We start from the raw sequence: 23,233 nt of genomic DNA on the forward strand, positions 1-23,233 counted from the left end.
TAGGTTATAGTATTTATAATTAAGAAAAAGTATAATTCCAATGTGAAATTCACATGTTACAAAGGGTTATCACTTCATTGATGGCCGCTCTTTATAATATGTGATTTTTTTTTTGGAATAGCATATTTAAATAAAACCTTGGGGGTTTTGACATGCAAAAAGGAACAGTCAAATGGTTTAATGCAGAAAAAGGTTTTGGATTTATTGAAAGGGAAAATGGAGATGACGTTTTTGTCCACTTCAGCGCAATCACTGGGGATGGATTTAAATCATTGGAAGAAGGACAGCCTGTAGAATTTGAAGTTGTTCAAGGGCAACGGGGTGACCAAGCTTCTAACGTTACTAAGCTTTAATAGCTAATATGGAGCCTACCCTATGGAATGTTTTAATATCATAGGGGATATCCCCAGCTTTCTGAGACCTCTATTCTATTCTTCGTAAATATAACACTTCCAATTAACTTTCCTCAATGACCTCGTATTATTTAAAATTTCGATTCACACTGGCACGGTCATCGGAGCCGTAAGGATGAAAGAGAGGCAGGGCTTTCGTTGTTTTGAATTTTTTAAAGAAGATGATGCAATGATGCTATTTTTTACTGTAAGGATTCCATACAAATACTCAACAGGAGGTAGATTATGTTTAAAGCAGGCGACAAAATCTTTTATCCTATGCATGGAGCAGGTATTGTTCAAGCCATTGAAGAAAAAGAAATCCTAGGGGAAAAACAGCTTTATTATATTTTGAACTTTTCTTTGACAAGTATGCAAATTATGGTTCCTGCGAGTCAAAGATCTGATTCGTTATTACGTGGGGTTGCTGATACAGAGACATTGCAAGTGGCATTAGATATTTGTCATGAAAATGGGTCTGACACCACTGTTTACCAACGACAGCAAAAGCAACGGATGAATATTGATAAGATGAAGAGCGGAGATATTTATGAAGGAGCGAAGGTCATTCGCGACCTTAGGTCATTAAGTAAGAACAAGAAGCTTAACCAGGCGGACAAATCCATGCTGAATCATGCCCAGCAGATGTTGATCAGCGAACTTTCGCTAGTGTTGGGAGTGAATCAGCAGCAGGCATCAAATCTAGTAGAGATCCCCCCTCAATAAGAATAATTTTTTGAAAAGGGAGTAGAATTCGATTATACTCGAGAATTAGCGTATCGATATTACTGCCGTCATAATATTCATGACTTAGATCGCATTCTTAAAGGGAAGACCCTGAAAATAGGGGTCTTTTTGTCATGAAAATGGAATTCTATTGATATCAAAAATGTTCGTGAAATATGCCTAAGTTGATTTTTTCGCATATCCGGCAGAAACAATCCTACCGATTTATCCCTCGTAAAAATATAAAAAGATTTCAGTATATTTCATTCAGAACTCTTGTATATATCTGAAATAGACCCTTATCAAAAGGGGGGGTAGAATGCTTACGGTTTCGAAAGAAATGTTTTGTTATATTTGTAAGGAAACAAGAGAATTTGAAGCTGACGGTCCCCGATACGATTGGACGGATAGAGGAATGGTGGAAATTTGGGATTATTATTGTTCAGCTTGCAAGAGAAATGTACGCACAACCCGAGTTGTAAAGGTGATCGGTTAAATGGATCTTGACTTGTAGATCAAAAAAAGATAATATATTATTTGTTAACATTAAATTTTCAATGGCGGTCGTGGCGAAGTGGTTAACGCATCGGATTGTGGCTCCGACATTCGTGGGTTCGATTCCCATCGATCGCCCCATTTAATTTGGGAGTATAGCCAAGTGGTAAGGCACAGGTCTGCAAAACCTTTATTCCCCGGTTCAAATCCGGGTACTCCCTCCAACGTATTTTTGTGATATTCATGCGGTCGTGGTGGAATTGGCAGACACGCTATCTTGAGGGGGTAGTGGTCGTATGATCGTGCGAGTTCGAGTCTCGCCGACCGCACCATATATTATCATTTCAACTACGTCGAATGTTCTTCTTGCCGAAATGATATCGTTGTACCCGGGAGGGTGCACCAAATGACGTGATTCCCACTGCGTCGAGATACTTCCTGCTGGAATCACATCCGTGTCTTCGTAGAGGGCACAGCAGGTGTTATAAGTTACATAAGCTTTTATAAGGTTTATCTCGATAATTACGGGATAAACCTTTTTTAATATTCATGATTTTATATATACTTAAATCAAAGTAGGAGAAAAGTGAAAATTTTATAAATAAAATGTTTTTAAACAACGATTTGTCTAGATTTTGCTGTCCGCTTGGTAGCATAAATTCTAGAAGAAGGAACACTCTATCCCTGAGGTGATTTGAGTGGAATATATAACGGTCATGTTCAAGAGCTTGGCTATATTCATCATTGTTCTTACCGGATTCCGAATTATGGGGAATCAGGCAGTCGGAAGGCTGACTGCTTTTGACCTGGTGGTGGTGATCGCTCTGGGGGCTCTAATGGGAGCGCCGCTGGCAGACGATTCATTGAATATCTATAAAGCCACTGTCGCTGTTGCATCACTAGTCTTTTTGCAGCGGTTTACCGCCTACCTTACTGTGAAGAGTCGCTGGTTTGCCAAGATGGCTATAGGAGAGCCGATCAAACTGATTGATCACGGAAAGATTGATCAGAAAGGCTTGCAGCACTCGAGGCTGACGTACAATAACCTGATGGAGGAGCTAAGGCTGAAGGGGATAACCAGGCTAGCAGACGTGGAAATGGCCTTCCTTGAACCAGAGGGACAAGTCAGCGTAATACCCATTAAAGACAAGCAGCCATTGACACATGCGGATCTGAAAGAAGTGGAAAAGAAGTAAAGGCCGTCTTTGGGAAACTCCCCCAAAGACAACCTTCTCAGATAAATTTCCGATGGACTTTTTCACCATCATAGGAAAATAGAACGTTTCTTTCTTCAAGCTTGGTTTCAAGATGGACAGACCTTCCCCACAACTGATAGACAAAGGGCAGGGTTTTCTCCAAGTAGCGAATATCGAGCTCCACGCCTTCAAAATGATGGTGCAAAAAAAGCTCCCTGTCGGCATGCACTACAGTGATGTATGGAAACCCGCCGTTGATGCGGCTTTCGACCAGAGTGTCCCGGACCTTTTCCCATTCCTTGCTATTGACGACATAGTCGCTGCCGACCTTCCCGAAGGTATACATATCCATTTCCTTGACCAGGTCCTGGTTCAGGTAATTTCGGATAAAGCTGACATCAGATTCTACCTCCCTTACTTCAAACATGCGATCGCGCCCGAAGCGCTTTTCGATATCCTCAAAGATCTTGAGCCCTAGATAGTAGGGATTGAGTTGAGTGGTTGAGGGCTGAATGACCGAAGCGTTAAGCTTGGCAAATTCGATGGTTTCGACATCTGTCAAATCCATTTCCCTCAGGATCCTTGTATGCCAGAAGGAAGCCCAGCCTTCATTCATGATTTTCGTTTCAATCTGCGGCCAGAAATAGAGCATTTCATCCCTGACAATGGTTAGGATATCCCGCTGCCAATCTTCGAGATGGCTGCTGTTGTTCATGATATATAGAAGGATATCTTTTTCCGGTTCCATGATCTGTTCGCGCTGCGTATCCGCTTTCTGAGCACGATGTTCCTTTAAAATGTCCTTGATCGAACGATAACCGGTTCCTGTTCCGCTGCCGGCCGGAACTGCTGCGGCTGTTGCCTGCTGCCCATCGCCAACAGCGGGCTCCAAGTCCCATAAGTCTTCATAAGCCAGCAGGTTTTTGGGTTTAATCAGCTTTTCTTTAGGATTGGCTTTTTTGATTCGATCGGAATAAGGATCGATATGCTCGGAAATTGCCATGGCAGCATCCAGGAAAGCTTCGACCTTGGAACGGCCGTATTTCTTTTCATATTGGCGTATGCGGTCAGCGCTTGCTGCCATGCTGTCTACCATATTCCTATTCGTGTGGGCAAAATGAGCGTTATTCTTGAAAAAATCACAGTGAGCCAAGACGTGGGCCACAATGAGTTTATTTTGAATCAGCGTATTGGAATCCAGCAAAAAGGCATAGCATGGATTGGAATTGATAACGAGTTCATAGATTTTGCTCATGCCCAAATCATACTGAAGCTTCATTTTATGAAAGGATTTTCCGAAGCTCCAGTGGTTGTAGCGAGTTGGCATGCCATAGGCCCCAAACGTATAAATGATTTCCGGCGGGCAAATTTCGTAGCGCATCGGATAGAAATCCAAGCCGAAGCCTTTTGCTATTTCCGTAATTTCCTCGATAGCGCGCTCCAATGTATCCATTAGCTGATCAGCTCCTGTTCCTCAGCTTCAGAAAAGAAGGTCTTCAAGGCGCCTAGAATATCCTTCCTCTCATAAATCACGGATGTTCGCAGCTTAGGGTGATTGATGCCCTTAAAGACATCCCCCAAGGTGGACATGCGGTGATGCTGATTGATTTCACCATAAGCGAAAAAGTTAGTGACTTCCATCATCTTTTGAATGATTTGGGTGCACTCATCATTGTCGGAGGGCAGGTTGTCCCCATCCGAGAAGTGAATCGGATAGATATTATAGCGGCTCGGCGAATATTTTGTCCTGATCAGCTCCATCGCTAGCTTATAGGCAGAGGAGCAGACGGTGCCTCCCATTTCCCCTTTGGTGAAGAAATGTTCCTCAGAGACCACCTTGGCATGGGTGTGATGGGCGATAAAAACAATTTCAACATTTTTGTAATTCTGACGGAGAAACCTAGAAATCCAAAAAAAGGTCGTCCTCGCAATATCCTTTTCAAACCTTCCCATACTCCCGCTGGTATCCATCATGCACAGCACCACGGCTTGGGAATGAGGAATCTTCACTTCATTCCAGGTCTTGAAGCGCAAGTCATCTTCGAGAATCTTTCCGAGCCCCTTGCCGCCTTCCTGTATATTCCGCTTGATCGCTTGCAGTATAGTCCGCTTCTTATCCAGATTTCCCATAATGCCCTTCTTGCGGATATCGTTAAATTCGATGGCATCAACAACTACCTCGGCATGCTCTTTCTTATCCAGGTGCGGGAGCTTAAGCTGGGAAAACAAATGGTTTTCCACTTCTTCTAGGGTTACTTCCGTTTCGAAATAATCGACGCCCGGCTGGTCTCCGGCACCGCTGCCCTGACCGGGAGCCTGCTGATTGGGATCGCCGTCCTTGGCCACAACATCGCCTTTTTTTGTCTTTCCATCCCCGCTGCCAACATGATTCTGGCGGCGGTAATTATAGCGAAATCGGAATTCATCGAGCGAGCGGATCGGTATCTTAACAATATTTTTGCCATCTGAGGTCAGGATGCCTTCCTCAGCCACCAAATCGGCCAGGTTATTTTTCAATGCCTCCTTAACCTTTTCCCGGTGGCGGGTTTGGTCCTCATATCCTTTTCGGTGAAGGGACCAATCCTCATGGGAAACAATAAATAGAGAATCATTCATGCTTTTTCACCAAACTTTCCTAGCTAAAATGGCTGTGTTCAAGCCAAAGAGCTTGAACACAGAAGTTGGAACCTGTTTTATCTATTAAGCAGACTGCCGGTATATTTCAGCAATTCGTTCGAGCAATGAGGGCAATAATTATGTTCATCCATTAATCTCGCTGTTACCTCATTGACTTTTTTCAATTGCTGTTCGTCTGGCGTCTTGGTCGATGTGGTAATTTTCACAACGTCCTTAAGGTCTGCAAAAAGCTTCTTCTCAATAGCTTCCCTTAAGCGATCATGAGAATCGTATTCAAAACGCTTGCCTTTTCTTGCGTAGCTTGACAGGCGGATCAATATTTCTTCCCGGAAAGCCTTCTTGGCATTCTCGGAAATGCCGATCTGTTCTTCAATCGAACGCATCAACTGCTCATCCGGATCGACTTCCTCATCGGTAATGGGATCCGTAATCTTTTTCCCGTGGCAGAATGCTTCGACATTGTCCAGATAATTGTTTAACAGCGTTTTGGCAGATTCCTCAAAAGAGTAGACAAAGGCCTTCTGTACTTCTTTCTTTGCGATTTCGTCATACTCTCTTCTAGCAATTCCAATAAGGTTCATAAAATGCTCTTTTTCCCCTAATGTTATGCTAGGATGGGTATCCAATCCGTCCTTCAGGGCCCGCAAGACATTGAGCGGATTGATACATGTCATTTCATTCTTGATCAAGGCACTGGAAATGCGGTTAATGACATAACGGGGATCAATGCCGGACATACCTTCCTCGGCAAACTCATTCTTGAGTTCCTTCAGATCGGATGCGCCGAAGTTTTCCATTTCTTCCCCATCATAAAGACGCATTTTGGTAACCAGGTCTAATCCCTGATTCTTGGATTCCTTCAGCCTTGTCAGGACACTGAACATGGCAGCTGCACGAAGGGCGTGTGGAGCGATATGCACGCTTTTTAGGTCGCTTTGCTTGACCAGCTTCTCATAGATTCGGACCTCTTCGGATACCTTCAGATTATATGGAATCGGCATGACGATGATCCGGGAATGGAGTGCTTCATTTTTCTTGTTATTGATAAAGGACTTGTATTCCGTTTCATTCGTATGCGCGACTACCAGCTCATCAGCTGAGATAAGAGCAAACCTTCCGGCCTTAAAGTTGCCCTCTTGGGTCAAGGATAAGAGATTCCAGAGGAATTTCTCATCGCATTTCAGCATTTCTTGAAACTCCATTAATCCGCGATTGGCCTTGTTTAGCTCTCCATCAAATCGATAGGCGCGAGGATCGGATTCCGAGCCGTACTCCGCAATAGTCGAAAAGTCGATGCTTCCCGTCAGTTCCGAAATATCTTGGGATTTAGGATCAGAAGGGCTGAAGGTACCGATTCCTACCCGATCATCCTCAGAGAAAAGTATTCTTTTGATAGGGACATTGCGGATTTCCCCGCGCCATTCTTCCCGAAGTCTAAAGCGGCACATTGGGCAGAGATTTCCTTCAATCTTAATCCCATATTCCGCTTCGAAGTGGGGCCGAAGTCTTTCCGGGATAAGGTGAAGCGGATCTTCATGCATAGGGCAGCCTTCAATGGCATAAACAGCTCCGGCATCCGTACGGGAGAAGTTCTCCATGCCGCGCTTCAGTAAGTGCACGATCGTCGATTTTCCGCCGCTCACGGGACCCATCAGCAATAAAACTCTTTTTCTTACATCCAGGCGACGGGCGGAGGAGTGGAAGTAGTCTTCAACCAGCCTTTCGATAGCATCATCCAGTCCGTACATTGTGTCGCTAAAAAACTTGTATTTTTTAGCTCCCTTTGTTTCATCTACGCCAGCATTCATGATCATGTTATAAATGCGGGAGTGGGCGGTTTGGGCAATGGCTGGATTTTGCTTGACCATCTCCAGGTAGTTCTCAAAAGTCCCCCTCCATTGCAGGTTGCTTTCCTCGTTATGAAAGTCGTCAAGTAGATTTAAGATCCCCATGTGTTGTTGCTCCTTCCTTCTTATAAAATAATGTGGCTCTCCTGTCTCATCGTGAAGTATTTGAATTAGTATCATTGTTGACCAAAATTTTGAGTTATAATCGTGAATTTTCCCAACTTTTCCACGAGAAGGATATTTTGATCAACCGGAAATCTAAATATTGTAAAAAAAAGTCAATGTAATATAATGGTAGTATAAACACACTTCCACACCTGTGATGAGCGATTGCTCAGATTGACTCTATCTAAGGCGCACTATAGTTTGAGCGTAAGGGAGGGGGAGCTTTTATGAAGGATGTACGCAAGCTGATAGTCAAGCGGGCGGCAAAGGAAATCAAGGATGGGATGAATGTCAATCTTGGCATCGGGTTGCCTACCTTGTTGGCTAATGAAATTCCCCGTGACTATAACGTAATGCTTCAATCTGAGAACGGCTTATTGGGAATAGGGCCATATCCGACGGAATCGGAGGTGGATCCCGATCTCATTAATGCGGGTAAAGAAACTGTTACGGAGGTCCCGGGAGCCTCCTATTTCGATAGTGCAGAATCGTTTGCCATGATACGCGGAGGCCATATCGACTTAGCGATACTTGGGGGAATGGAGGTCTCGGAGTCAGGGGATCTCGCGAATTGGATGATCCCCGGCAAGATGGTGAAGGGGATGGGCGGAGCCATGGATCTGGTTCATGGGGCCAAACGGGTGATCGTCATTATGGAGCACGTGAATAAGCATGGCGAATCGAAGATAAAAAAGGAATGTACCCTTCCTTTAACGGGAAAGGGAGTCGTTCATCGATTAATTACCGATTTGGCTGTTTTTGACTTTTCGAAAGCAGGCATGCTTCTTGTAGAAGTTCAGCCAGGCAGCTCGGTGGAAGAAATAAAGGAAAAAACGGAAGCGCAGTTTTCTGTAAGCGAACACCTTATAACGAATTAATCGGCAGATATAAACAAAAAACCGGAACGAAAGTTCCGGTTTTTTGTATGTACTTCTGAATTAAGAAATTAATGCTGAAACAGGCTCGCAACCGTAAAGATGATTGCAACGAGTAAGAAGAATCCAAACGATACGCCAAAGCCAATGGCGTTATCCACGATATCATCTTGCTTCAAATCTCTTTTGTGTTCCATGACTCTTCACCTCCATCTTCACCCTACATCTTACCATATAACGTTAGTATGTGGTATTCGAATTTGTGACATGCTTATGTCCAAAAAATAACTATGGGATGGAAATCAGCTGTTTCACGATTTCTTCAATTTCTTCTTGGGAATGCAAGCCTGTTGCCACCTTGACAATGTTTTGGTGTCGATCTAGAAAGAAAGTGTTCGGGATCGCAATGACTTGATATTGGTTGATAACGGATCCTGACGAATCTAGGGGTACAGGAAAGGTAAATTGATAATGCTCGGCAAAGGATCTGGCATTTTCAAGCTTGTCATTCACGGCAACGTTCACTGCCCAGATCTCAATATCGTCCTGATACTTTTCATAAAGGCCTGTTAAAATCGGAGCTTCCTTCCTGCAGGGACCGCACCAGGAGGCCCAAAAGTTAAGGATAAGGGGTTTATCCAGCTCTCCTAGAGCATAGGTCTTCCCATCAAGGCCCTCGAGTTCGAAAAGCGGGGCAGCAAATCCCGCTTCTGGGCGGCGTTCTTTGTTTGCATTATCCGTTTCGCTTTTATTCAGGTTTCCATACAAGGCCAAACTTGCGAAAAGAATAATTATCGCAAGGACAATCGCGTTGCGTTTCACGTTTCTATATTCCTCCTCTGGGAATTCGTTAGAATCCTGTAAAGCCTCCATAAATGGAAATAAGCCAGATCGTAATGTCGGTCATTTTATCAGTATATAGAAGAATGCCAAGCAGTATCATAATGGCGCCACCCGCCTTCATCATTTTAGCGGAATGACGAAGAATCCATTTTGTTCTTCCTATAAAAAAGGACATGAGGATAAAGGGAAGGGCGAAACCGAGAGTATAGGAAATAATCAGCGGCAATCCCTGGGACGGGTTGCTGGCACTGACCGCTAAAACCGCTGTAAGAATGGGCCCGACACAAGGAGTCCATCCTGCAGCGAAGGATACGCCAACCAGGGTAGAGCCTAAATAGCCTGCCGGCTTACTTGCAAATTCCAGACGCTTTTCTTTCATGAATAAAGTGGGCTTAAACCATCCTAGCATAAAAAGGCCCATAACCAAAATCAGGATGCCTCCCAGTTGTCGAATCAAATCCTGGTATTGCCGAAAGATCGACCCCAGTAAGGTAGCTGTGAGGCCTAGCGAGACAAAAATGATTGAGAAGCCCAAAACAAAGAAAAGGGTATGGACCATTGCCTTTCTTAACACAACAGAACGATCTTCCTTAAGTTCCGAGACAGATATTCCAGTAATATACGATATATAGGAGGGGTATAAAGGCAAGCAACATGGCGAAATAAAGGATAAGAAACCGGCTCCCAGAGCTAGCCATATGGTAGGGTCTGCCGCTGTATTCAAATGATTCACTCCTTATAGTTAAAATCCTTTATAGATTCTATCATGAATTGAAATAAGGGGAAAGGCAGTGAGCCTTCGGTAGTGTGAAGAAAATATGAGGATAAAACAAAATCCATCCCCTGTTGCGGATCGCTCTGAGGGATGGGAGCTAAAAATGTTTCACGAGTAGCAAGATTATTCTACTTCATTCTACAAGTTTTCGAGCTCTTTCGGGATAAATGGTAATGAGGCCATCGACTCGGCAGTGAAGTGCTCGGGAGAGTTCATGAGACTGATTTACGCCATAGGGGCAAACCTGTAGCCCGTGAAGCCAGCTTTGATGCACATAGTCCTGTGTAATGACGTTAATCGGGGGCTGCAGGTATTCGGCTTCTAATTCATGGGCCATCTTCCAAGGTTCATCTAACTTCCCGAAATACAAGAAACCTGTCGTGATGTGTCGGTTTATCTTCTTTACTCGTTCAATACTTTGCGGATTAAAGGAGGATAGAATGACCCTATTCGTTAAATCGTATTTAAGAATCAATTGAATGATCCGCTCCTCTAAATTTTCGGAACGAATGAACAGGTTTTTCATCTCAATATTTAGGAACACTGGGTACTTTTTTGCTCCTAAAAACACTTCTTCAAGGGTAGGGATCCTCAAGTGAGCATGACGGGGATGAAACCATGCTCCGGCGCTTAGTTCCTTAAGCTCCCTAAGCGTGCAATGTTTGACTAGTCCTGTCCCGTTGGTCGTGCGGTTCAAGCTTTCGTCATGGATCACGACAGGGTGCCCGTCCTTGGAAAGCTGCACATCAAGCTCTAAGCCATTAGCTCCTCTGCGGATGGCTTCTTTAAAAGAGGGCAGCGTATTTTCAGGGTAGATATGGGATGCCCCCCTGTGGGCAAAGATCTTGAGCTTTGAGTTCATAGCGTCTCCCACCTGTGCAAAGTAAGTTCCTCTACATCTTATGCTTCCGATGTAAGGCTATGCCAAGAGTGAACGTGCATCTTGGGCATATTTTACGGAATAATCGCCATTCTAAGAGTGAGATATGGAAAAGCTAAATGAGGAGGTCTACAATATTGAAGCCGCATTTAATGAGGAAATCTGACTTCGTAGGAAGCAAAGGGATAGTTGCCCATAGTGATCTTGGTGCGTTTGTTGTGAGGGAAGGAAATGAATACCAGTTAGGCGTAGAAATCGATGTGGATACAGTTGTCTTCCTGGATAAAACGGAGGATAACGAAAGGGTTCAGATGATGCTGGATAATGCAGTGTATGAAATCGATGATATACGGGAGCGCTTTGAAGGCTGTTTTCCTGAAGAAGGGCAGCAATAGAATAATTTTTTCTTATTTTATATATAAATTAAAATTTATTGAGAAAATGTGCTAAATCACTTTGTATTTCGTGGACAAGTTGGTATACTAGTATTGACTTTAATTATCAAAGGAGGGGAATTACATGCCAAAAGGTGCAACTGAAACCAAGACGCTAAAAGTCGGCGACAAGGCTCCAGATTTCACAGCAAAAGCACATGGTGGCCGCACAGTTTCTCTGAGCGATTACCAAGGCAAGCAAAATGTTTTCATCGCGTTTTATCCTCTAGATTGGACACCTGTCTGAGGAGCGCAAATGCCTTCTTATGAGGACGATTTGTCCAAATTTGAAGAGCTTGATACCCAGGTTCTGGGTATTAGTGTTGACTCTATTCCAAGCCATGAAGCATGGCAAAAGTCTATTGGCGGAATTACATATCCGTTGGTGTCTGACTTCTATCCTCACGGGGAGATTGCTGAGAAGTTTGGCGTTCTTCGCACAAATGCAGATGAACCAGCGTTTGGAGCTTCTGAGCGTGCTCTATTCATCATTGATAAAGAAGGAATTGTTCGTTTCATCGATGTTCACCCAATCACTGAACAGCCTGATAACGAAGAATTATTCGAAATCCTAAGAAAGCTATAAATCAACAGGTCTGGAGCTGAAGCTTATGGAAATGTCCAGAAAAGCCATTCCATATACTCCGAATCAAAAAAGCTTGAGTGAAATGACCCTGATGATTGTTTCCACCTCAGGTGTGCACCTTAAGGAACAGGAAGCTTTCAGTACGGATACTGCTCAAGGGGACTCTACATATCGCGTGATTCCAGGAGATGTACAAGCCTCTGAATTGACGGTTACTCATGCCGCTCCGAAAGAGCATTACAATACGGATGCTCCAAAGGAAGATATCAATTGCGTCTTTCCTATTGACCGCTTGAGAGAGCTGGCAAATGAAGGAAAGATACAGGGATTGGCGGAAAAGCATGTTACCATGATGGGATATGCTATGAGATTGAAACAAATCAATGAGGTAACCATCCCTGCCGTAGTGAAGGAAGTAGTCCGCTCCAAGGCGGATGCAGTCCTTCTGACTGCTGGCTGACCGCTTTGCCATCGCACTGTAGTTACAGTGCAGCGTGCAATTGAGGCACAGGGAATTCCGACGGTTCTTGTTACTCTCGATGTGGAGCAATCCGGCTTAATGAGGCCTCCGAGAGCTATTCATCCGAATGGATTTGAGTTTGGACATTCCCTCGGCAAACCGCATGATAAGGATACCCAAACCCAAGTCATCCAAGCTGCTCTAGAGCAACTTGTTACAAAACAGGAACCGGGGCAAATTCATTTGATGGATTTCCCGGGATACGAATAAAAAGAAAATGGCTTGTTAGTATTTAATACTAATGAGCCATTTTTCTTTTTTGGAAAAAACGGATGGCCTGTTTTATAGCGAAAAAGGGAAGCGTTTTCTTTGAGTTGACAGACCTGCGCATCAAGGGTACAGTAACTATTGAAAGGCAGTTTAATGATCACTCTTGATCAGTGGGCTAAGGAGGGTACCTTTTTTGAGCAGCTTAGGGATGGACAAAAAACAATTTATGTCTCAAGAAATAAGGAGTCTTGTCCTACATAAAGATAAGATCGTGACCATGCATCCTGATTGGACGCTGGAACGGGCCTTAGTCAAGCTTACCCGCTCTGGGTATACGTCGGTTCCGGTAATTAATTCGCAGAACCAAGTAGAAGGTTTAATCAGCAAAACGTTGATCCTTGATTTTATGAGTGAAAATCAGAACATCAATTACAATGATTTGCCTAATTATTTCGTTCATCAGGCAATGAACCGAAACTATATGGGAATTTGGGAAAACACTCCGTTATCTTTTGCATTGGAGCTCATGATTGATCGGGCTTATGTTCCGATCATAGATAAGACAAATGTATTTATGGGGATCCTTACTAGGCAAGCTGTTTTACAAAAGATATTAAATTATTTCAGTGAAAGTTAAGACGCGATGTTCGTGTCTTTTTTTTTATAAAAAACAATGCATATAATTTCCAAATCTGCAGATGATATCGTTAGGAGGTGTAATTACATATGATGAATTTCTATCAAGGAACAAATCCACAAGCAGTGCGTGAAGACATTCGCCAAGATCTGTATGGAAACCAGTTTGCGAACTTCGGGGGAGGATCCCAGAGTATGATGCAGCCTGGCTTTGCCAACACGAATGTCCAGCAAGTGAGGCAAAATATTGCTCAAGAAGGCGGTTTCAACAGCGGTTTTGCCGGATCCTACCCAGGCGGCGGACAATCCATGTTCCAGCCAGGCTTTGCAGGAACGAATCCGCAGCAAGTAAGACAAGACATCGCTCAGGAAACAAATCAGTTTAGAGGGAGCTTTGGATCTTTTCAGGCAGCAGGCGGTTCTCAGTCGATGTTCCAGCCAGGCTTTGCAGGAACGAATCCGCAGCAAGTAAGACAAGATATTGCCCAAGAAGTGAATCAGTTTAGAGGCAATCAGGGCGGTTTTGGATCTCTTCAGGCTGCTGCTGGCGGCGGACAATCCATGTTCCAGCCGGGCTTTGCAGGGACAAATCCGCAGCAAGTAAGACAAGATATTGCCCAAGAAGTGAACCAGTTCGGCGGAAGTCAATCTAGCTTTGGATCTCTCCAAGCAGCAGGCGGTTCTCAATCGATGTTCCAGCCAGGCTTTGCGGGAACGAATCCGCAGCAAGTAAGACAAGACATTGCCCAGGAAGTGAATCAGTTCAGAGGCACTCAAGGGGGCTATGGATCGCTTCAAGCAGCGGGCGGCGCTCAGTCGATTTTCCAGCCAGGCTTTGCAGGGACAAATCCCCAGCAAGTAAGGCAAGATATTGCCCAAGAAGTGAACCAGTTCGGGGGAAGCCAATCTAGCTATGGATCTCTCCAAGCAGCAGGCGGTTCTCAGTCGATGTTCCAGCCAGGCTTTGCGGGAACGAATCCGCAGCAAGTAAGACAAGATATTGCCCAGGAAGTGAATCAGTTTAGAGGTAATCAGGGCGGTTTTGGATCTCTCCAAGCAGCTGGCGGCTCCCAGTCGATGTTGCAGCCAGGCTTTGCAGGTACTAATCCCCAGCAAGTAAGACAAGATATTGCCCAAGAAGTGAATCAGTTTAGAGGCAATCAGGGCGGTTTTGGATCTCTTCAAGCAGCGGGCGGCTCCCAGTCGATGTTGCAGCCAGGCTTTGCAGGAACCAATCCCCAGCAAGTAAGACAAGACATTGCAAATGAAAGCGGATTTGGTTTTGGTGCGGCAAATCAATTGGGAGCGTTTGGACAAGGTGCACAAGCCATGTTCCAGCAAGGCTTTTCCAACACCAATCCGCAACAAGTAAGACAAGACATTGCACGTGAGAGCGGAAGCGGTCAATATCTAATCTAGATTGACAGAAAAGGGCTACCTTGTATCATCAAGGCAGCCCTTTTTTTAGTTCGCACAAAAAAAGTGGGCCCTTTGAAAGACCCTCTCTAGTAGTTATTTTGCTGGCACCTTTTGAAATAAAGTTGTTTTTCCTTCTGCTTTTCCTGAGTCTTTTTTAGTCTTTGCCCCGGGTTTAATGAAGAAAAAGGTGAGCAGAAAAGCAAATGCAGCTAGTCCGGCCACTGAAAAGAACAAGGTCTGATGGGATATTCCCATAAGCCAGCTAAAGATGGGGGGACCTACCGCCACTCCAATAAAACGCAAACTGTTATACAGGGAAGTGATCATACCTCTTTCGGATTTTGCAACGGCACCAGTAATGAGTGTATTGAGGCATGGAAGCAATAATCCCGTGCCGATGCTTCCTAAGGTTAATAGCCCGATCATCACATATAGTTGCTTAAAGAAGGCTACGGTTGTAAGGCTTGCGGTCAAGATAAATAAACCGGTCAGCATGATTTTGCGCATCAATGGCTTATTTTGTTTGATTCTTCCTCCGGTTATGTAAGCTGTGGTGACCATAGCCATCAGCGGAATAGCTAAGACTCCACCTTTTGGAACACCATCAAGCTTATAATCGGTTTCCAATATGTCTGAAAGATAGAATAATACACCAAACAAAATGAATAGACCTGTCGATCCTACAAAAAATGCCGTGATAAGCCAACCGCCTTGTTCTTTAAATACTTCCTTAAGGCTTGCAAGATATTGTTTTAGCGGCTTTGGCTTTTCTGGCTTCTTTTCCTTAATTAAAAACCAGACAGCAACGGCCGTCAGAAAACAGAGTGCGGGAAAAGCAAAAAATACGGCGTACCAGACGAGAAGAGCCAGTAATGATCCCAAGATGGGCGAAAGGACTTTTCCTAGGCCATTTGTAGCTTCAATTAACCCTAGCGCTTTTGACTCTTTTGATCCAGAGTATAAATCGCCGATGAGAGCCATAGCAATAGGGGCTGTTCCCGCCGCCCCGATTCCTTGGACGATCCTGGCTATGAGGATGATGTTGTATGCCTCATCCATGAGCCAAGCGGCTAAGCCGGCTACGATTCCTCCGATCCCATAGAGGATGAGCGCCGGGACGATAATAACCTTTCTTCCAAAGCGATCAGAAAGATAACCCACAAAGGGTATGATAAGACCTGCTGCAAAGGAGAAGGCAGTAATGATAAGACTTACTTGAAATTGAGTCAGGTTTAGCTCTTTCTCCATAGTCGGAAGAACAGGAACGATCATAGAATTTCCGAGAACCATCACCAAAGGAATGGCTGCGAGAGTGGTCAGTTCTAAGGGGGATCCGGATTTCGGCATGTCATCAACTCCCAGAAAGGTTTTTCACTCTCCTTATTGTGGCTTGATTAGAGATAAATACTGCAGGAAAATAAGTGGGAATGGAAGGAAACAGCAACCTTTTTCCGGGTTCCGCGTAGAAATTATTGTTAGGAGTTGATTAGAATGAGCAAGTGGAGAGCCCTAATACCCGTTTTATTGAGTACATATGTGGTGGGCTGCCAAGATCAGGCTGTAACCAAGCAGGAAGTTATCGAGACGCCTGCCGCTTCAGAGCAAGCTTTGCCATCTAAAGGGGAAATGCCATCTGAAGGGGAAAAGACCGAATCCTTGTTTGTGGACAAGCTGCGCCCAGGAATGAGCGAAGAGGAAATAAGCAACCTCTTCGGGAGAGACTTTACACTCGTGGAAAATGCCATGGATGGCACGGAAACCTGGCGCTACGACAAAGGAAAGAAGGAGAACTATGCCTTTGATGACCAAGGGATCGATAAGGTAGACCTTGAAGGGTTGATGGCCGGGAAAATTGAGGCGCTGCTGTTTATCGATTGGACAGAGGCAGGTCTGGTAAGATCTGCTGCATTATTTCTCCTTGATGTTGAGCAAGAAGGCATGTACCGTGAGTATCACATTGACGAGGAAGGTAACTTGGAGGAATTAGTCAGATCGTTCAAGTAATTGTAAAGGGTCCAATTATTTTCTCGACATAGTATTTCAAATTTCTTTCCTAATTCTAAAACATATGATATGTTATATATATACTAACAAGGTTTTGTTAGGTGAGAGTTTATTGCTTTGGCGCCCACATTGTGGGCGCTTTTTTTTTTTTTTTGAAAGGGATAACATCCTATACTAAGACAGGTGCTGTTGCTTTGACTTTAGAAAGAGGCGATGGTTGCGTTGAGCTGATGACTTCCATTAAAACAGGGCCTGATGCGGCGAGCCCTTTTTTTATGGCTGCTTCCAATTCATTTGGCTGTTCAATGCGGATGCCTTGTATTCCAAAGGCTTCGGCTACTTGAACAAACAATGGATTGACTAGCTTTGCTCCAAAAGCATTTAATCCCATAAACTGCATTTTATTTTCTTCCATGGCCAAAGAGTGATTGTTTAAAACGATTAGTTTGATTGGCAAGCCGTACGCTGCTGTTGTTGCCAGTTCGGACAAATTCATGGCAAATCCGCCGTCTCCTACAATTGCAATCACTTGGCGATCAGGATATTGCAGCTGGGCTGCGTTTGCAGCCGGCAGTCCAAATCCTAATGTCCGCCAAGTTCCAGAGAACAGGATTTCCTGATTCACCGTGCGGAACGAACGGTTGAACCAAACCGTATGATCGCCTGTATCCAATGTAATAAGCGCATCGGGATCCGCCGCTTGCTGGATAGCTGCCATGACCCTTGCAGGAGAAATAGGGGTTGCTTCACTTTTCTGTTCTTGTTCAAGCTCAGCTAGCCACTCTGTTCTTGCTGCTCCTATACGATTTAACCACTGAATATTAACAGACCGGCTAATTTGTTCCTCCAGAGGTCCAAGGATTTCCGCAGCATCCCCAATGATAGCCGAGTATAGGTTCTTATCGAAATGAATATGGTCTGCTTCGAGCTCTATTTGTATAAAGGGTATGGAACTTGACATGAATTTCTTAGGATACCACATTGCGCCGATCATCAGGAGCCCATCACATTCGTTGAGCAATGCGGCAGCTTGCTCACTCCCGCCTTCTCCTATTCCGCCTAACATCATTTCAAAGTTCTCAGGAATGATTCCCTTGGCTCCAAGGGTAGAGACGATACCGGCTCCCAGCTTGTCAGCAAGGCGGCGGATATTTTCCCGGCACCCCTTTGCCCCATTACCTACATAAATCATAGGCCTGCTGCATTGATTTAAGAACTGTGCTGCTTTGGATACATTGCTCAAGTCAGTTAGAGGCTGACGATACAGAAAGGGGTTCTCTGGTATCAGATCCATGGGTTGAATTTTTGAAAACAGGTCTTTAGGGACAGACAAATGAGTAACCGTTTTTTGCTTGATGGCGGTACGAACAGCACGGTCAAGCAGGGAAACAGTGGATTCTGGTGAAGAAACTAATGCGGAATAGGCTGCCAAAGGCTCAATGAATCGTTGCTGATCAATATACTGTTTACTTTCTGTCCCTATTTTGTTAGTCGGAACTTGGCCCGTTATGGCTAATACGGGTACCTTATCTGCATAAGCGTCCCCAAGCCCATTTAATAAATTAGCCATTCCTGGTCCGCTGGTGGCTATGCACACACCGAGTCTGCCCGTTAGTTTCGCATAAGCGGAAGCCATAAATCCTGCAGCCGATTCATGCCGAGTAGCAATGAATCGGATCTTATCCTGCAGCGATACGGAGTGAAGCAGGTCCAGAATGGCATCTCCTGAAACGCCAAAGATATATTCCACCCCAAAGTGGTGCAATTGGTCCAATATGGTCTGAGCAACGGTGCGCGAGTTGTTTTGCATGGCCTGCCTCCTTTGGTTTTTCCATAAATCTAAGGAAATTCATCCTGTCCTGTCTTATTGTTCACAAAAAAATAAAGCTCCCTTCATGGGAACTCTTTGATAAATAATCATCGATAATTGATAAATTGACAGTCAATGGGGATATCGGATTGTTTAACCAATTGGATCACTTCCTGAAGCTCATCTCTGCTTTTTCCGACGATTCTTAACTGTTCGCCTTGGATCTGTGATTTGACCTTTATCCCGGAGTCACGAATGAGCTTGGATATTTTTTTAGCATTGTCTTGATCGATGCCTTGCATGATTTTTCCTCGCTGGCGCACTGTGCCGCCTGTTGCCGGTTCCACTTTTCCGTATTGAATGGCTTTAAGGGAAATCCCTCTTTTGATTAGCTTTCCTGCTAGCACATCCTTAACCTGCTCGAGCTTATAGTCATCGTCCGAAAGGATGACGATTTCATCCTTGTCTAGACTGATGTTGCTCTTGCTTCCTTTAAAATCATAGCGATTTTCGATTTCCTTAAGGGCTAATTGTATAGCGTTATTTACCTCAGTCAGCTCGACCTTCGAAACGATATCAAATGAGTGTTCTTTGCTCATTCAATATTCTCCTTTCCTTCTCTTAAAATGTATTTCATTAGTTCATTATATCATTGAGTTGGCTTAATTTCCCAGCTCACTGTCAACCGAATGAGGCAATCAAATCCTCAAGCATCAATTCAATGGTAAATAAGTGCCGCCTTGTGCGCTGATAAAGGACGGAGAATTCGTCTATCCAATCGTTTTGCTCTAGGCCTTGAAGAAAATAAAGCATCATTTGGCGTACCATAATCACATGGGCTATAAAAAGGGAATTAGGGAGAAAGCGACTGGGGGAAGTTTGATTAAGATGTTCAATCAAGGCAGAATTTAAATCCATAATAATTTCTTCAATTAAGCAGTATTGGTCAAATAATGTGGTCTTTGCTAGCATGCAGCTTCCTCCTATCCGATCTGGAAACAGTACATCCCATTTTTGTCCATTCTTGCGAAGAGCTATACACAAAAAAAATACCACCGATCAATACATCGGTGGCAAGTAGATAGGAGTGGAGAGAAACCATAACTGCTAGTTAAGGTGTTAATGTTATTATATATCAAAACGAAAGCGGTTTCAATACTTAATTGGGAATTTAAAAAAAATTTTGTTAAGGTTAGATATCAAGAGAGTTTGTTATAATGTGAAGCAAGTTTAAAGAAATATGGAAATAGAAGGGATAATTCAAGTTGTATTACGTCTATATGCTACGCTGCAGAGATCATAGTCTTTATACGGGGATAACCAATGATTTGGATAAAAGGCTCAGAAAGCACAATCGGGGGAAAGCCTCCCGTTATACCCGGGTGCGGCTCCCAGTAGATATTGTATACGTGGAGGAATGCGAAGATAAATCGACAGCGCTGAGACGGGAAAAGGAAATTAAGGGATACAAGAAATCCGACAAGGAAAAGATGGTGATGGAGGCAGGGATAGAGGATCCGTTGAAAACAATGGATCCCCTTTTGTAAACTTAATGAGGTTGTATAGTATAGATTCCCCGCTCTGTACGAATTTGAAAGCTGGTTCCTTTATTTTGGGTGATCCATGTACCGAAAAGGGGGATTTCGTAAACGTCTTGAGGCAGGGGTCCAGCCTTTGATTCAGTCATAATAGTTCCCTGTCCGCGGAATAGGAGGGACTGGGGAGAAAGATAGCCATCTGGATCTGCATGGTCGAGATGACCCAATCGAACTTCCTCCAGGTCAAGGGCTACCTGGTCTAGGTCCCCGTCCTCTTCCTTGCTGATGAGAAAAGACCTTTTATTATCCTGCTGGTTAATCCAATCTGTGACCAGGTCTACAATTTGGTGTTCCATCAGCAGTCCTCCTTAGGTTAATTGCTTACACAAACGTACTGTTCCCGTTTTACAAAAGATTTATGAAGAGAAAAACACCCAATCCTTAAGTGGAGAGGGTGCTTATTCCCTTAAATCAATATGTTGAATCTCGTCATAAGAAATCACTTCAAAATGGTAATCCCCACCATGGACAAGCAATACGACCTGGTTTGCCGAGGTGTTGTAAAGATCTCCCGTCACGATTTTATCCTTCAAATGAACGGTTAGGGTGGGGTGATTTTTAACAAGGGGATCTAAAAAAGACTTATAGGCTAACATGCACATACAGCTCCTCGGGAAGTGATAATGCACTTATTCTATAACGAATAAATATTAATGTAAATAGTTTTTTATTCACTTGAAAAAGGGATCCGAATGGGTCCCTTTACTTCTTTTCTTCTTTCTCAATCTGCTTATAGTACTGCCCTTTTTCTACATAGCTCTGCCTGATCCGTTTTAATTCCGAGTAATCTCTTTCTCCTAATTCACGGACTACTTTGGCTGGGGACCCCACAGCGAGACAGCGTGGAGGTATCTTCTTTCCGGGAGGGACAAGAGAACCAGCCCCGATAATGGCTTCTTCGCCCACTTCAGCGCCATCCAGGATGATGGCACCCATGCCAACCATAGCCCCCTTTCTAATGATGCAGCTATGCAGGACAGCATTATGGCCTACTGTCACTTCATCCTCTATAATGAGAGGGTTGCCGGGGCTTTGATGCAGCGTAGAGTTATCTTGAATGCTTGTCCGTTCCCCTATAATAGTTGGTGCAATATCGCCCCTTATGACTGTATTGTACCAAATGCTGCTGTCCTTGCCGATCGTTACTTCTCCACTGACGAGGCTGCCTTTAGCGAGAAATACGCTGTCATGAATGTTAGGGTATTTTCCCATATATGGAAGTACGCTCATGATTTGTCCTCCTTTTAGCAAATTATATCGGAATACGTAAATTCTAACATAAAAAAGCAAAACCTTCTTCCATTCTATACGTCTAATAGTTTGTTGGAGTTCGACAAAGGTTGTCATAATCAGTCAAAAGACGAAGGAAGAGAGGAGAGATAATGTAATGAAAGCATTTAGTCTTGGGATAAGCATGCTGCTCATGCTGCTGCTTTTCCCATGGGCATCGCCTGTGCAGGCGGATTCAAACGCCATTCAACTGATGATTGAAGGCCAGACGCTGCATCCGGATGTCCCGCCAAAGCTTGTTCAAGGACGCACTATGGTCCCGATTCGCATTATAGCTGAAGAGATGGGGGCTGAGGTAGGCTGGGATAATCAGCAGCGCAAGGTTACCATCCAGAGCAAGGCAATTGATCTAACCATGCATGTCGGACGAAAAAAGGCGACGGTTAACGGCAAGGAGGTTGCCATGGATGTTCCGCCAGTGATAGACAAGGGAAGGACCTTGGTCCCTTTGCGTTTTGTCGGAGAATCGCTGGGAACCACCGTAGGTTGGGAACAAGAAACCCGAAGCGTAATCGTAAACCAGTCCTATTCTCTGGAAGCTAACGGAAAACCATTACCGAATCAAAATGTTCTTAAATTAGGGGATGAACTCTACTTTCCACTAAAGGATATCAGTCCCTTCATCGGTGCGGTATTTCAGACCGCGGAAATGGATCAGGCTGATCGCCTGATATATGGAGACCTTAATGTAAGCATAGCAGATCAGGGAATCCGCCAGTTGAAGCTCAGGAAACTCGATACGGGCTGGATGGTCTCCCAGTCTGTTTTAGAAAATCAATTTCAAGCCAATGTAGAACATCAGGGAAGCAAGATTGTGATCGAGAAAATAAGCAAATTGCAGTCGGTTCGAGAGGAAAACGGGAAAATTATTATTAAGACCAGCACGCCGATGCCTTTAGAGCACTTTGTTATGGAAGGACCACATCGCCTAGTCATAGATTTGCCTAACACAATCATTGGAGAGGACATGAGAGAAACGGGCCTGTTCAATGGCGGAATGGGTGTTATTCGAAAAGAGAGTCCTGTGGCAGTTCTATCTGAAAGCAGTACAAGTGCAGAAAGCAGCCAAGAGGATCTCGGTGGAGCAGAACTGTCATTGGAAGATCCTCTGGAAACTTCTTCAGATGAGCCAGTAGAACCGACTGAGGCAGCAATCAATGAGGAGCCTTCGCCGTCATTGCACGAATCCTCGGCTGCGGAACCGGCGGCATTGGTTCAGGAGATACGCTTTAGTCAATTTTCATTAGAGCCTCAAACGGTGCGTATTGTCGTAGAGCTTGCCCAAAAAGTGAAATATGAGCTGAATCCTTTATCAGAAGGCTGGGAAGTGGCACTGCAAACAATGCCCAGGAAGGAAGGCTACCTGATTCTGCTTGATCCTGGACATGGCGGCAAGGATCCGGGGGCAAAGGGAGTAAGCGGAAATTTGGAAAAGGATTTGACCTTGGCCGTATCGAAGCTGCTTAAAGAAGAACTGAAGCAATATAAAGGGCTGCAGGTGGTAGAAACTCGGTCTGATGATACATATCCAACATTGCAAGATCGAGTCCAATTAGCTAATGAGATGCAGGCTGACCTGTTCCTATCGATTCATGCCAATGCCTTTAAGCCTGAGACAAGGGGAACGGAGACTTATTATTATAGCTCTCAAAGCGAACAGTTTGCGAAAGTATTACATAGGCATTTAGTTGAAGCAACCGGCTTTCCCGACAGAGGGGCAAAAAAGGCAGGCTATTATGTGATTAAAAATACGAATATGCCTTCAGGATTGATTGAAATCGGGTTTCTGACCAACGCGGCAGAAAATAAACAGATGCTTGACCCTGCATTTCAAAAAAGGGTAGCCCAAGCCTTAGGAAAAGCCATCCATGAATATTACGTATCCTATCAATAAG

The 23,233-nt window shown here is 44.2% G+C and carries 28 protein-coding genes and 3 tRNA genes; 17 read left to right on the forward strand and 14 right to left on the reverse strand.

Annotation, left to right across the window (positions count from 1 at the left end):
• Nucleotides 1-152 precede the first annotated feature (152 nt).
• The 7 genes from ABLT31_RS00835 (at nucleotide 153) to ABLT31_RS00865 (ending at nucleotide 2,809) form a co-directional block, all read left to right on the forward strand.
• A complete protein-coding gene (locus ABLT31_RS00835; RefSeq protein ID WP_367747631.1) occupies nucleotides 153-353 on the forward strand; it encodes a cold-shock protein in 201 nt (66 codons plus the stop codon).
• A gap of 285 nt (nucleotides 354-638) precedes the next feature.
• Nucleotides 639-1,118, forward strand: a complete 480-nt coding sequence (locus ABLT31_RS00840) for a CarD family transcriptional regulator (RefSeq protein ID WP_367747633.1) — start codon at nucleotides 639-641, stop codon at nucleotides 1,116-1,118.
• 319 nt (nucleotides 1,119-1,437) lie between these two features.
• A complete protein-coding gene (locus tag ABLT31_RS00845; protein WP_367747636.1) occupies nucleotides 1,438-1,614 on the forward strand; it encodes a hypothetical protein in 177 nt (58 codons plus the stop codon).
• Nucleotides 1,615-1,678: 64 nt separating this feature from the next.
• Nucleotides 1,679-1,754, forward strand: a tRNA-His gene (locus tag ABLT31_RS00850).
• 8 nt (nucleotides 1,755-1,762) lie between these two features.
• A tRNA-Cys gene (locus ABLT31_RS00855) sits at nucleotides 1,763-1,837 on the forward strand.
• Nucleotides 1,838-1,858: 21 nt separating this feature from the next.
• Nucleotides 1,859-1,945: transfer RNA gene (locus ABLT31_RS00860), tRNA-Leu, on the forward strand.
• A gap of 366 nt (nucleotides 1,946-2,311) precedes the next feature.
• The gene (locus ABLT31_RS00865; protein ID WP_367747639.1) at nucleotides 2,312-2,809 is read left to right on the forward strand and encodes a DUF421 domain-containing protein; all 498 of its coding nucleotides are present in this window, start codon (nucleotides 2,312-2,314) and stop codon (nucleotides 2,807-2,809) included.
• Between the two features lie 37 nt (nucleotides 2,810-2,846).
• On the opposite strand, the gene ABLT31_RS00870 is transcribed toward ABLT31_RS00865, so the two are convergent.
• The 3 genes from ABLT31_RS00870 to ABLT31_RS00880 all read right to left on the reverse strand — a co-directional run bounded on the left by ABLT31_RS00870 (nucleotide 2,847) and on the right by ABLT31_RS00880 (nucleotide 7,398).
• Nucleotides 2,847-4,262 carry a SpoVR family protein gene (locus tag ABLT31_RS00870; RefSeq protein ID WP_367747642.1) on the reverse strand — a complete coding sequence of 472 codons (1,416 nt, stop codon included), beginning with the start codon at nucleotides 4,260-4,262 and terminating at the stop codon, nucleotides 2,847-2,849.
• Nucleotides 4,262-5,425: a sporulation protein YhbH gene (gene yhbH / locus ABLT31_RS00875; RefSeq protein ID WP_367747645.1), complete on the reverse strand. Its 1,164-nt coding sequence runs from the start codon at nucleotides 5,423-5,425 to the stop codon at nucleotides 4,262-4,264. Before yhbH ends, ABLT31_RS00870 begins: the two co-directional genes overlap by 1 nt.
• Nucleotides 5,426-5,502: 77 nt before the next feature.
• Nucleotides 5,503-7,398 (reverse strand): PrkA family serine protein kinase, encoded by a 1,896-nt coding sequence (locus ABLT31_RS00880; protein WP_367747648.1) that lies wholly within the window; start codon nucleotides 7,396-7,398, stop codon nucleotides 5,503-5,505.
• Between the two features lie 287 nt (nucleotides 7,399-7,685).
• Between ABLT31_RS00880 and ABLT31_RS00885 the strand changes: the two genes are divergently transcribed.
• Nucleotides 7,686-8,336 carry a CoA transferase subunit B gene (locus tag ABLT31_RS00885; RefSeq protein WP_367747651.1) on the forward strand — a complete coding sequence of 217 codons (651 nt, stop codon included), beginning with the start codon at nucleotides 7,686-7,688 and terminating at the stop codon, nucleotides 8,334-8,336.
• A gap of 68 nt (nucleotides 8,337-8,404) precedes the next feature.
• Here the strand turns inward: ABLT31_RS00885 and ABLT31_RS00890 are convergent, their stop codons facing one another.
• From ABLT31_RS00890 to ABLT31_RS00905, 4 genes are all read right to left on the reverse strand, one after another.
• A complete protein-coding gene (locus tag ABLT31_RS00890) occupies nucleotides 8,405-8,530 on the reverse strand; it encodes a YqzM family protein (RefSeq protein WP_367747654.1) in 126 nt (41 codons plus the stop codon).
• A 91-nt stretch (nucleotides 8,531-8,621) separates the two neighbouring features.
• A complete protein-coding gene (locus ABLT31_RS00895; RefSeq protein ID WP_367747657.1) occupies nucleotides 8,622-9,155 on the reverse strand; it encodes a TlpA family protein disulfide reductase in 534 nt (177 codons plus the stop codon).
• A 28-nt stretch (nucleotides 9,156-9,183) separates the two neighbouring features.
• A complete protein-coding gene (locus ABLT31_RS00900) occupies nucleotides 9,184-9,900 on the reverse strand; it encodes a cytochrome c biogenesis CcdA family protein (RefSeq protein ID WP_367747660.1) in 717 nt (238 codons plus the stop codon).
• Nucleotides 9,901-10,084: 184 nt separating this feature from the next.
• On the reverse strand, nucleotides 10,085-10,813 hold the full coding sequence (locus tag ABLT31_RS00905) for a glycerophosphodiester phosphodiesterase (RefSeq protein WP_367747662.1): 729 nt from the start codon (nucleotides 10,811-10,813) through the stop codon (nucleotides 10,085-10,087).
• Between the two features lie 155 nt (nucleotides 10,814-10,968).
• Here ABLT31_RS00905 and ABLT31_RS00910 point away from each other — a divergent pair, with 155 nt between their 5' ends.
• The 6 genes from ABLT31_RS00910 to ABLT31_RS00935 all read left to right on the forward strand — a co-directional run bounded on the left by ABLT31_RS00910 (nucleotide 10,969) and on the right by ABLT31_RS00935 (nucleotide 14,636).
• On the forward strand, nucleotides 10,969-11,226 hold the full coding sequence (locus ABLT31_RS00910; RefSeq protein ID WP_367747664.1) for a hypothetical protein: 258 nt from the start codon (nucleotides 10,969-10,971) through the stop codon (nucleotides 11,224-11,226).
• Between the two features lie 124 nt (nucleotides 11,227-11,350).
• A complete protein-coding gene (locus ABLT31_RS00915) occupies nucleotides 11,351-11,851 on the forward strand; it encodes a peroxiredoxin (RefSeq protein WP_367747667.1) in 501 nt (166 codons plus the stop codon).
• 25 nt (nucleotides 11,852-11,876) lie between these two features.
• The gene (locus ABLT31_RS00920; protein WP_367747669.1) at nucleotides 11,877-12,311 is read left to right on the forward strand and encodes a glycine/sarcosine/betaine reductase selenoprotein B family protein; all 435 of its coding nucleotides are present in this window, start codon (nucleotides 11,877-11,879) and stop codon (nucleotides 12,309-12,311) included.
• A 27-nt stretch (nucleotides 12,312-12,338) separates the two neighbouring features.
• Nucleotides 12,339-12,581 carry a hypothetical protein gene (locus tag ABLT31_RS00925; protein ID WP_367747672.1) on the forward strand — a complete coding sequence of 81 codons (243 nt, stop codon included), beginning with the start codon at nucleotides 12,339-12,341 and terminating at the stop codon, nucleotides 12,579-12,581.
• A 193-nt stretch (nucleotides 12,582-12,774) separates the two neighbouring features.
• On the forward strand, nucleotides 12,775-13,218 hold the full coding sequence (locus ABLT31_RS00930; RefSeq protein WP_367747675.1) for a CBS domain-containing protein: 444 nt from the start codon (nucleotides 12,775-12,777) through the stop codon (nucleotides 13,216-13,218).
• An 89-nt stretch (nucleotides 13,219-13,307) separates the two neighbouring features.
• Entirely contained in the window at nucleotides 13,308-14,636 is a 1,329-nt protein-coding gene (locus ABLT31_RS00935; protein ID WP_367747677.1) for a hypothetical protein, read from the forward strand.
• 93 nt (nucleotides 14,637-14,729) lie between these two features.
• On the opposite strand, the gene ABLT31_RS00940 is transcribed toward ABLT31_RS00935, so the two are convergent.
• Nucleotides 14,730-15,983 carry an MFS transporter gene (locus ABLT31_RS00940; protein WP_367747680.1) on the reverse strand — a complete coding sequence of 418 codons (1,254 nt, stop codon included), beginning with the start codon at nucleotides 15,981-15,983 and terminating at the stop codon, nucleotides 14,730-14,732.
• 144 nt (nucleotides 15,984-16,127) lie between these two features.
• On the opposite strand from ABLT31_RS00940, the gene ABLT31_RS00945 reads away from it, so the two are divergent.
• Nucleotides 16,128-16,640, forward strand: coding sequence for a hypothetical protein (locus ABLT31_RS00945; RefSeq protein ID WP_367747682.1), 513 nt, complete (start codon nucleotides 16,128-16,130; stop codon nucleotides 16,638-16,640).
• Between the two features lie 169 nt (nucleotides 16,641-16,809).
• Here the strand turns inward: ABLT31_RS00945 and ABLT31_RS00950 are convergent, their stop codons facing one another.
• From ABLT31_RS00950 to ABLT31_RS00960, 3 genes are all read right to left on the reverse strand, one after another.
• A complete protein-coding gene (locus ABLT31_RS00950) occupies nucleotides 16,810-18,450 on the reverse strand; it encodes a thiamine pyrophosphate-binding protein (RefSeq protein WP_367747684.1) in 1,641 nt (546 codons plus the stop codon).
• Between the two features lie 107 nt (nucleotides 18,451-18,557).
• Nucleotides 18,558-19,049, reverse strand: a complete 492-nt coding sequence (locus ABLT31_RS00955) for a YajQ family cyclic di-GMP-binding protein (protein WP_367747686.1) — start codon at nucleotides 19,047-19,049, stop codon at nucleotides 18,558-18,560.
• A gap of 82 nt (nucleotides 19,050-19,131) precedes the next feature.
• Nucleotides 19,132-19,422, reverse strand: coding sequence for a hypothetical protein (locus ABLT31_RS00960; RefSeq protein WP_367747689.1), 291 nt, complete (start codon nucleotides 19,420-19,422; stop codon nucleotides 19,132-19,134).
• Nucleotides 19,423-19,730: 308 nt separating this feature from the next.
• Here ABLT31_RS00960 and ABLT31_RS00965 point away from each other — a divergent pair, with 308 nt between their 5' ends.
• Complete coding sequence (locus tag ABLT31_RS00965) at nucleotides 19,731-19,997, forward strand: GIY-YIG nuclease family protein (protein ID WP_367747692.1); 267 nt, start codon at nucleotides 19,731-19,733, stop codon at nucleotides 19,995-19,997.
• 2 nt (nucleotides 19,998-19,999) lie between these two features.
• On the opposite strand, the gene ABLT31_RS00970 is transcribed toward ABLT31_RS00965, so the two are convergent.
• The 3 genes from ABLT31_RS00970 to ABLT31_RS00980 all read right to left on the reverse strand — a co-directional run bounded on the left by ABLT31_RS00970 (nucleotide 20,000) and on the right by ABLT31_RS00980 (nucleotide 21,278).
• Nucleotides 20,000-20,344 carry a hypothetical protein gene (locus ABLT31_RS00970; RefSeq protein WP_367747694.1) on the reverse strand — a complete coding sequence of 115 codons (345 nt, stop codon included), beginning with the start codon at nucleotides 20,342-20,344 and terminating at the stop codon, nucleotides 20,000-20,002.
• 102 nt (nucleotides 20,345-20,446) lie between these two features.
• A complete protein-coding gene (locus tag ABLT31_RS00975; protein ID WP_367747696.1) occupies nucleotides 20,447-20,644 on the reverse strand; it encodes a hypothetical protein in 198 nt (65 codons plus the stop codon).
• Nucleotides 20,645-20,750: 106 nt separating this feature from the next.
• A complete protein-coding gene (locus ABLT31_RS00980) occupies nucleotides 20,751-21,278 on the reverse strand; it encodes a gamma carbonic anhydrase (protein WP_367747698.1) in 528 nt (175 codons plus the stop codon).
• A gap of 157 nt (nucleotides 21,279-21,435) precedes the next feature.
• Between ABLT31_RS00980 and ABLT31_RS00985 the strand changes: the two genes are divergently transcribed.
• Nucleotides 21,436-23,232: an N-acetylmuramoyl-L-alanine amidase gene (locus ABLT31_RS00985; RefSeq protein ID WP_367747701.1), complete on the forward strand. Its 1,797-nt coding sequence runs from the start codon at nucleotides 21,436-21,438 to the stop codon at nucleotides 23,230-23,232.
• The last annotated feature ends 1 nt before the right edge of the window (nucleotide 23,233 follow it).

This window comes from Ammoniphilus soli, assembly GCF_040813775.1.

Bases quoted from the DNA above. Each gene is read 5' to 3' on its own strand.
- ABLT31_RS00835 (WP_367747631.1), top strand. From the start codon at position 153: ATGCAAAAAGGAACAGTCAAATGGTTTAATGCAGAAAAAGGTTTTGGA.
- ABLT31_RS00840 (WP_367747633.1), top strand. From the start codon at position 639: ATGTTTAAAGCAGGCGACAAAATCTTTTATCCTATGCATGGAGCAGGT.
- ABLT31_RS00845 (WP_367747636.1), top strand. From the start codon at position 1,438: ATGCTTACGGTTTCGAAAGAAATGTTTTGTTATATTTGTAAGGAAACA.
- ABLT31_RS00870 (WP_367747642.1), bottom strand. From the start codon at position 4,262: ATGGATACATTGGAGCGCGCTATCGAGGAAATTACGGAAATAGCAAAA.
- yhbH (WP_367747645.1), bottom strand. From the start codon at position 5,425: ATGAATGATTCTCTATTTATTGTTTCCCATGAGGATTGGTCCCTTCAC.
- ABLT31_RS00880 (WP_367747648.1), bottom strand. From the start codon at position 7,398: ATGGGGATCTTAAATCTACTTGACGACTTTCATAACGAGGAAAGCAAC.
- ABLT31_RS00885 (WP_367747651.1), top strand. From the start codon at position 7,686: ATGAAGGATGTACGCAAGCTGATAGTCAAGCGGGCGGCAAAGGAAATC.
- ABLT31_RS00890 (WP_367747654.1), bottom strand. From the start codon at position 8,530: ATGGAACACAAAAGAGATTTGAAGCAAGATGATATCGTGGATAACGCC.
- ABLT31_RS00905 (WP_367747662.1), bottom strand. From the start codon at position 10,813: ATGAACTCAAAGCTCAAGATCTTTGCCCACAGGGGGGCATCCCATATC.
- ABLT31_RS00920 (WP_367747669.1), top strand. From the start codon at position 11,877: ATGGAAATGTCCAGAAAAGCCATTCCATATACTCCGAATCAAAAAAGC.
- ABLT31_RS00935 (WP_367747677.1), top strand. From the start codon at position 13,308: ATGATGAATTTCTATCAAGGAACAAATCCACAAGCAGTGCGTGAAGAC.
- ABLT31_RS00940 (WP_367747680.1), bottom strand. From the start codon at position 15,983: ATGCCGAAATCCGGATCCCCCTTAGAACTGACCACTCTCGCAGCCATT.
- ABLT31_RS00945 (WP_367747682.1), top strand. From the start codon at position 16,128: ATGAGCAAGTGGAGAGCCCTAATACCCGTTTTATTGAGTACATATGTG.
- ABLT31_RS00950 (WP_367747684.1), bottom strand. From the start codon at position 18,450: ATGCAAAACAACTCGCGCACCGTTGCTCAGACCATATTGGACCAATTG.
- ABLT31_RS00955 (WP_367747686.1), bottom strand. From the start codon at position 19,049: ATGAGCAAAGAACACTCATTTGATATCGTTTCGAAGGTCGAGCTGACT.
- ABLT31_RS00960 (WP_367747689.1), bottom strand. From the start codon at position 19,422: ATGCTAGCAAAGACCACATTATTTGACCAATACTGCTTAATTGAAGAA.
- ABLT31_RS00965 (WP_367747692.1), top strand. From the start codon at position 19,731: ATGCTACGCTGCAGAGATCATAGTCTTTATACGGGGATAACCAATGAT.
- ABLT31_RS00970 (WP_367747694.1), bottom strand. From the start codon at position 20,344: ATGGAACACCAAATTGTAGACCTGGTCACAGATTGGATTAACCAGCAG.
- ABLT31_RS00975 (WP_367747696.1), bottom strand. From the start codon at position 20,644: ATGTTAGCCTATAAGTCTTTTTTAGATCCCCTTGTTAAAAATCACCCC.
- ABLT31_RS00980 (WP_367747698.1), bottom strand. From the start codon at position 21,278: ATGAGCGTACTTCCATATATGGGAAAATACCCTAACATTCATGACAGC.
- ABLT31_RS00985 (WP_367747701.1), top strand. From the start codon at position 21,436: ATGAAAGCATTTAGTCTTGGGATAAGCATGCTGCTCATGCTGCTGCTT.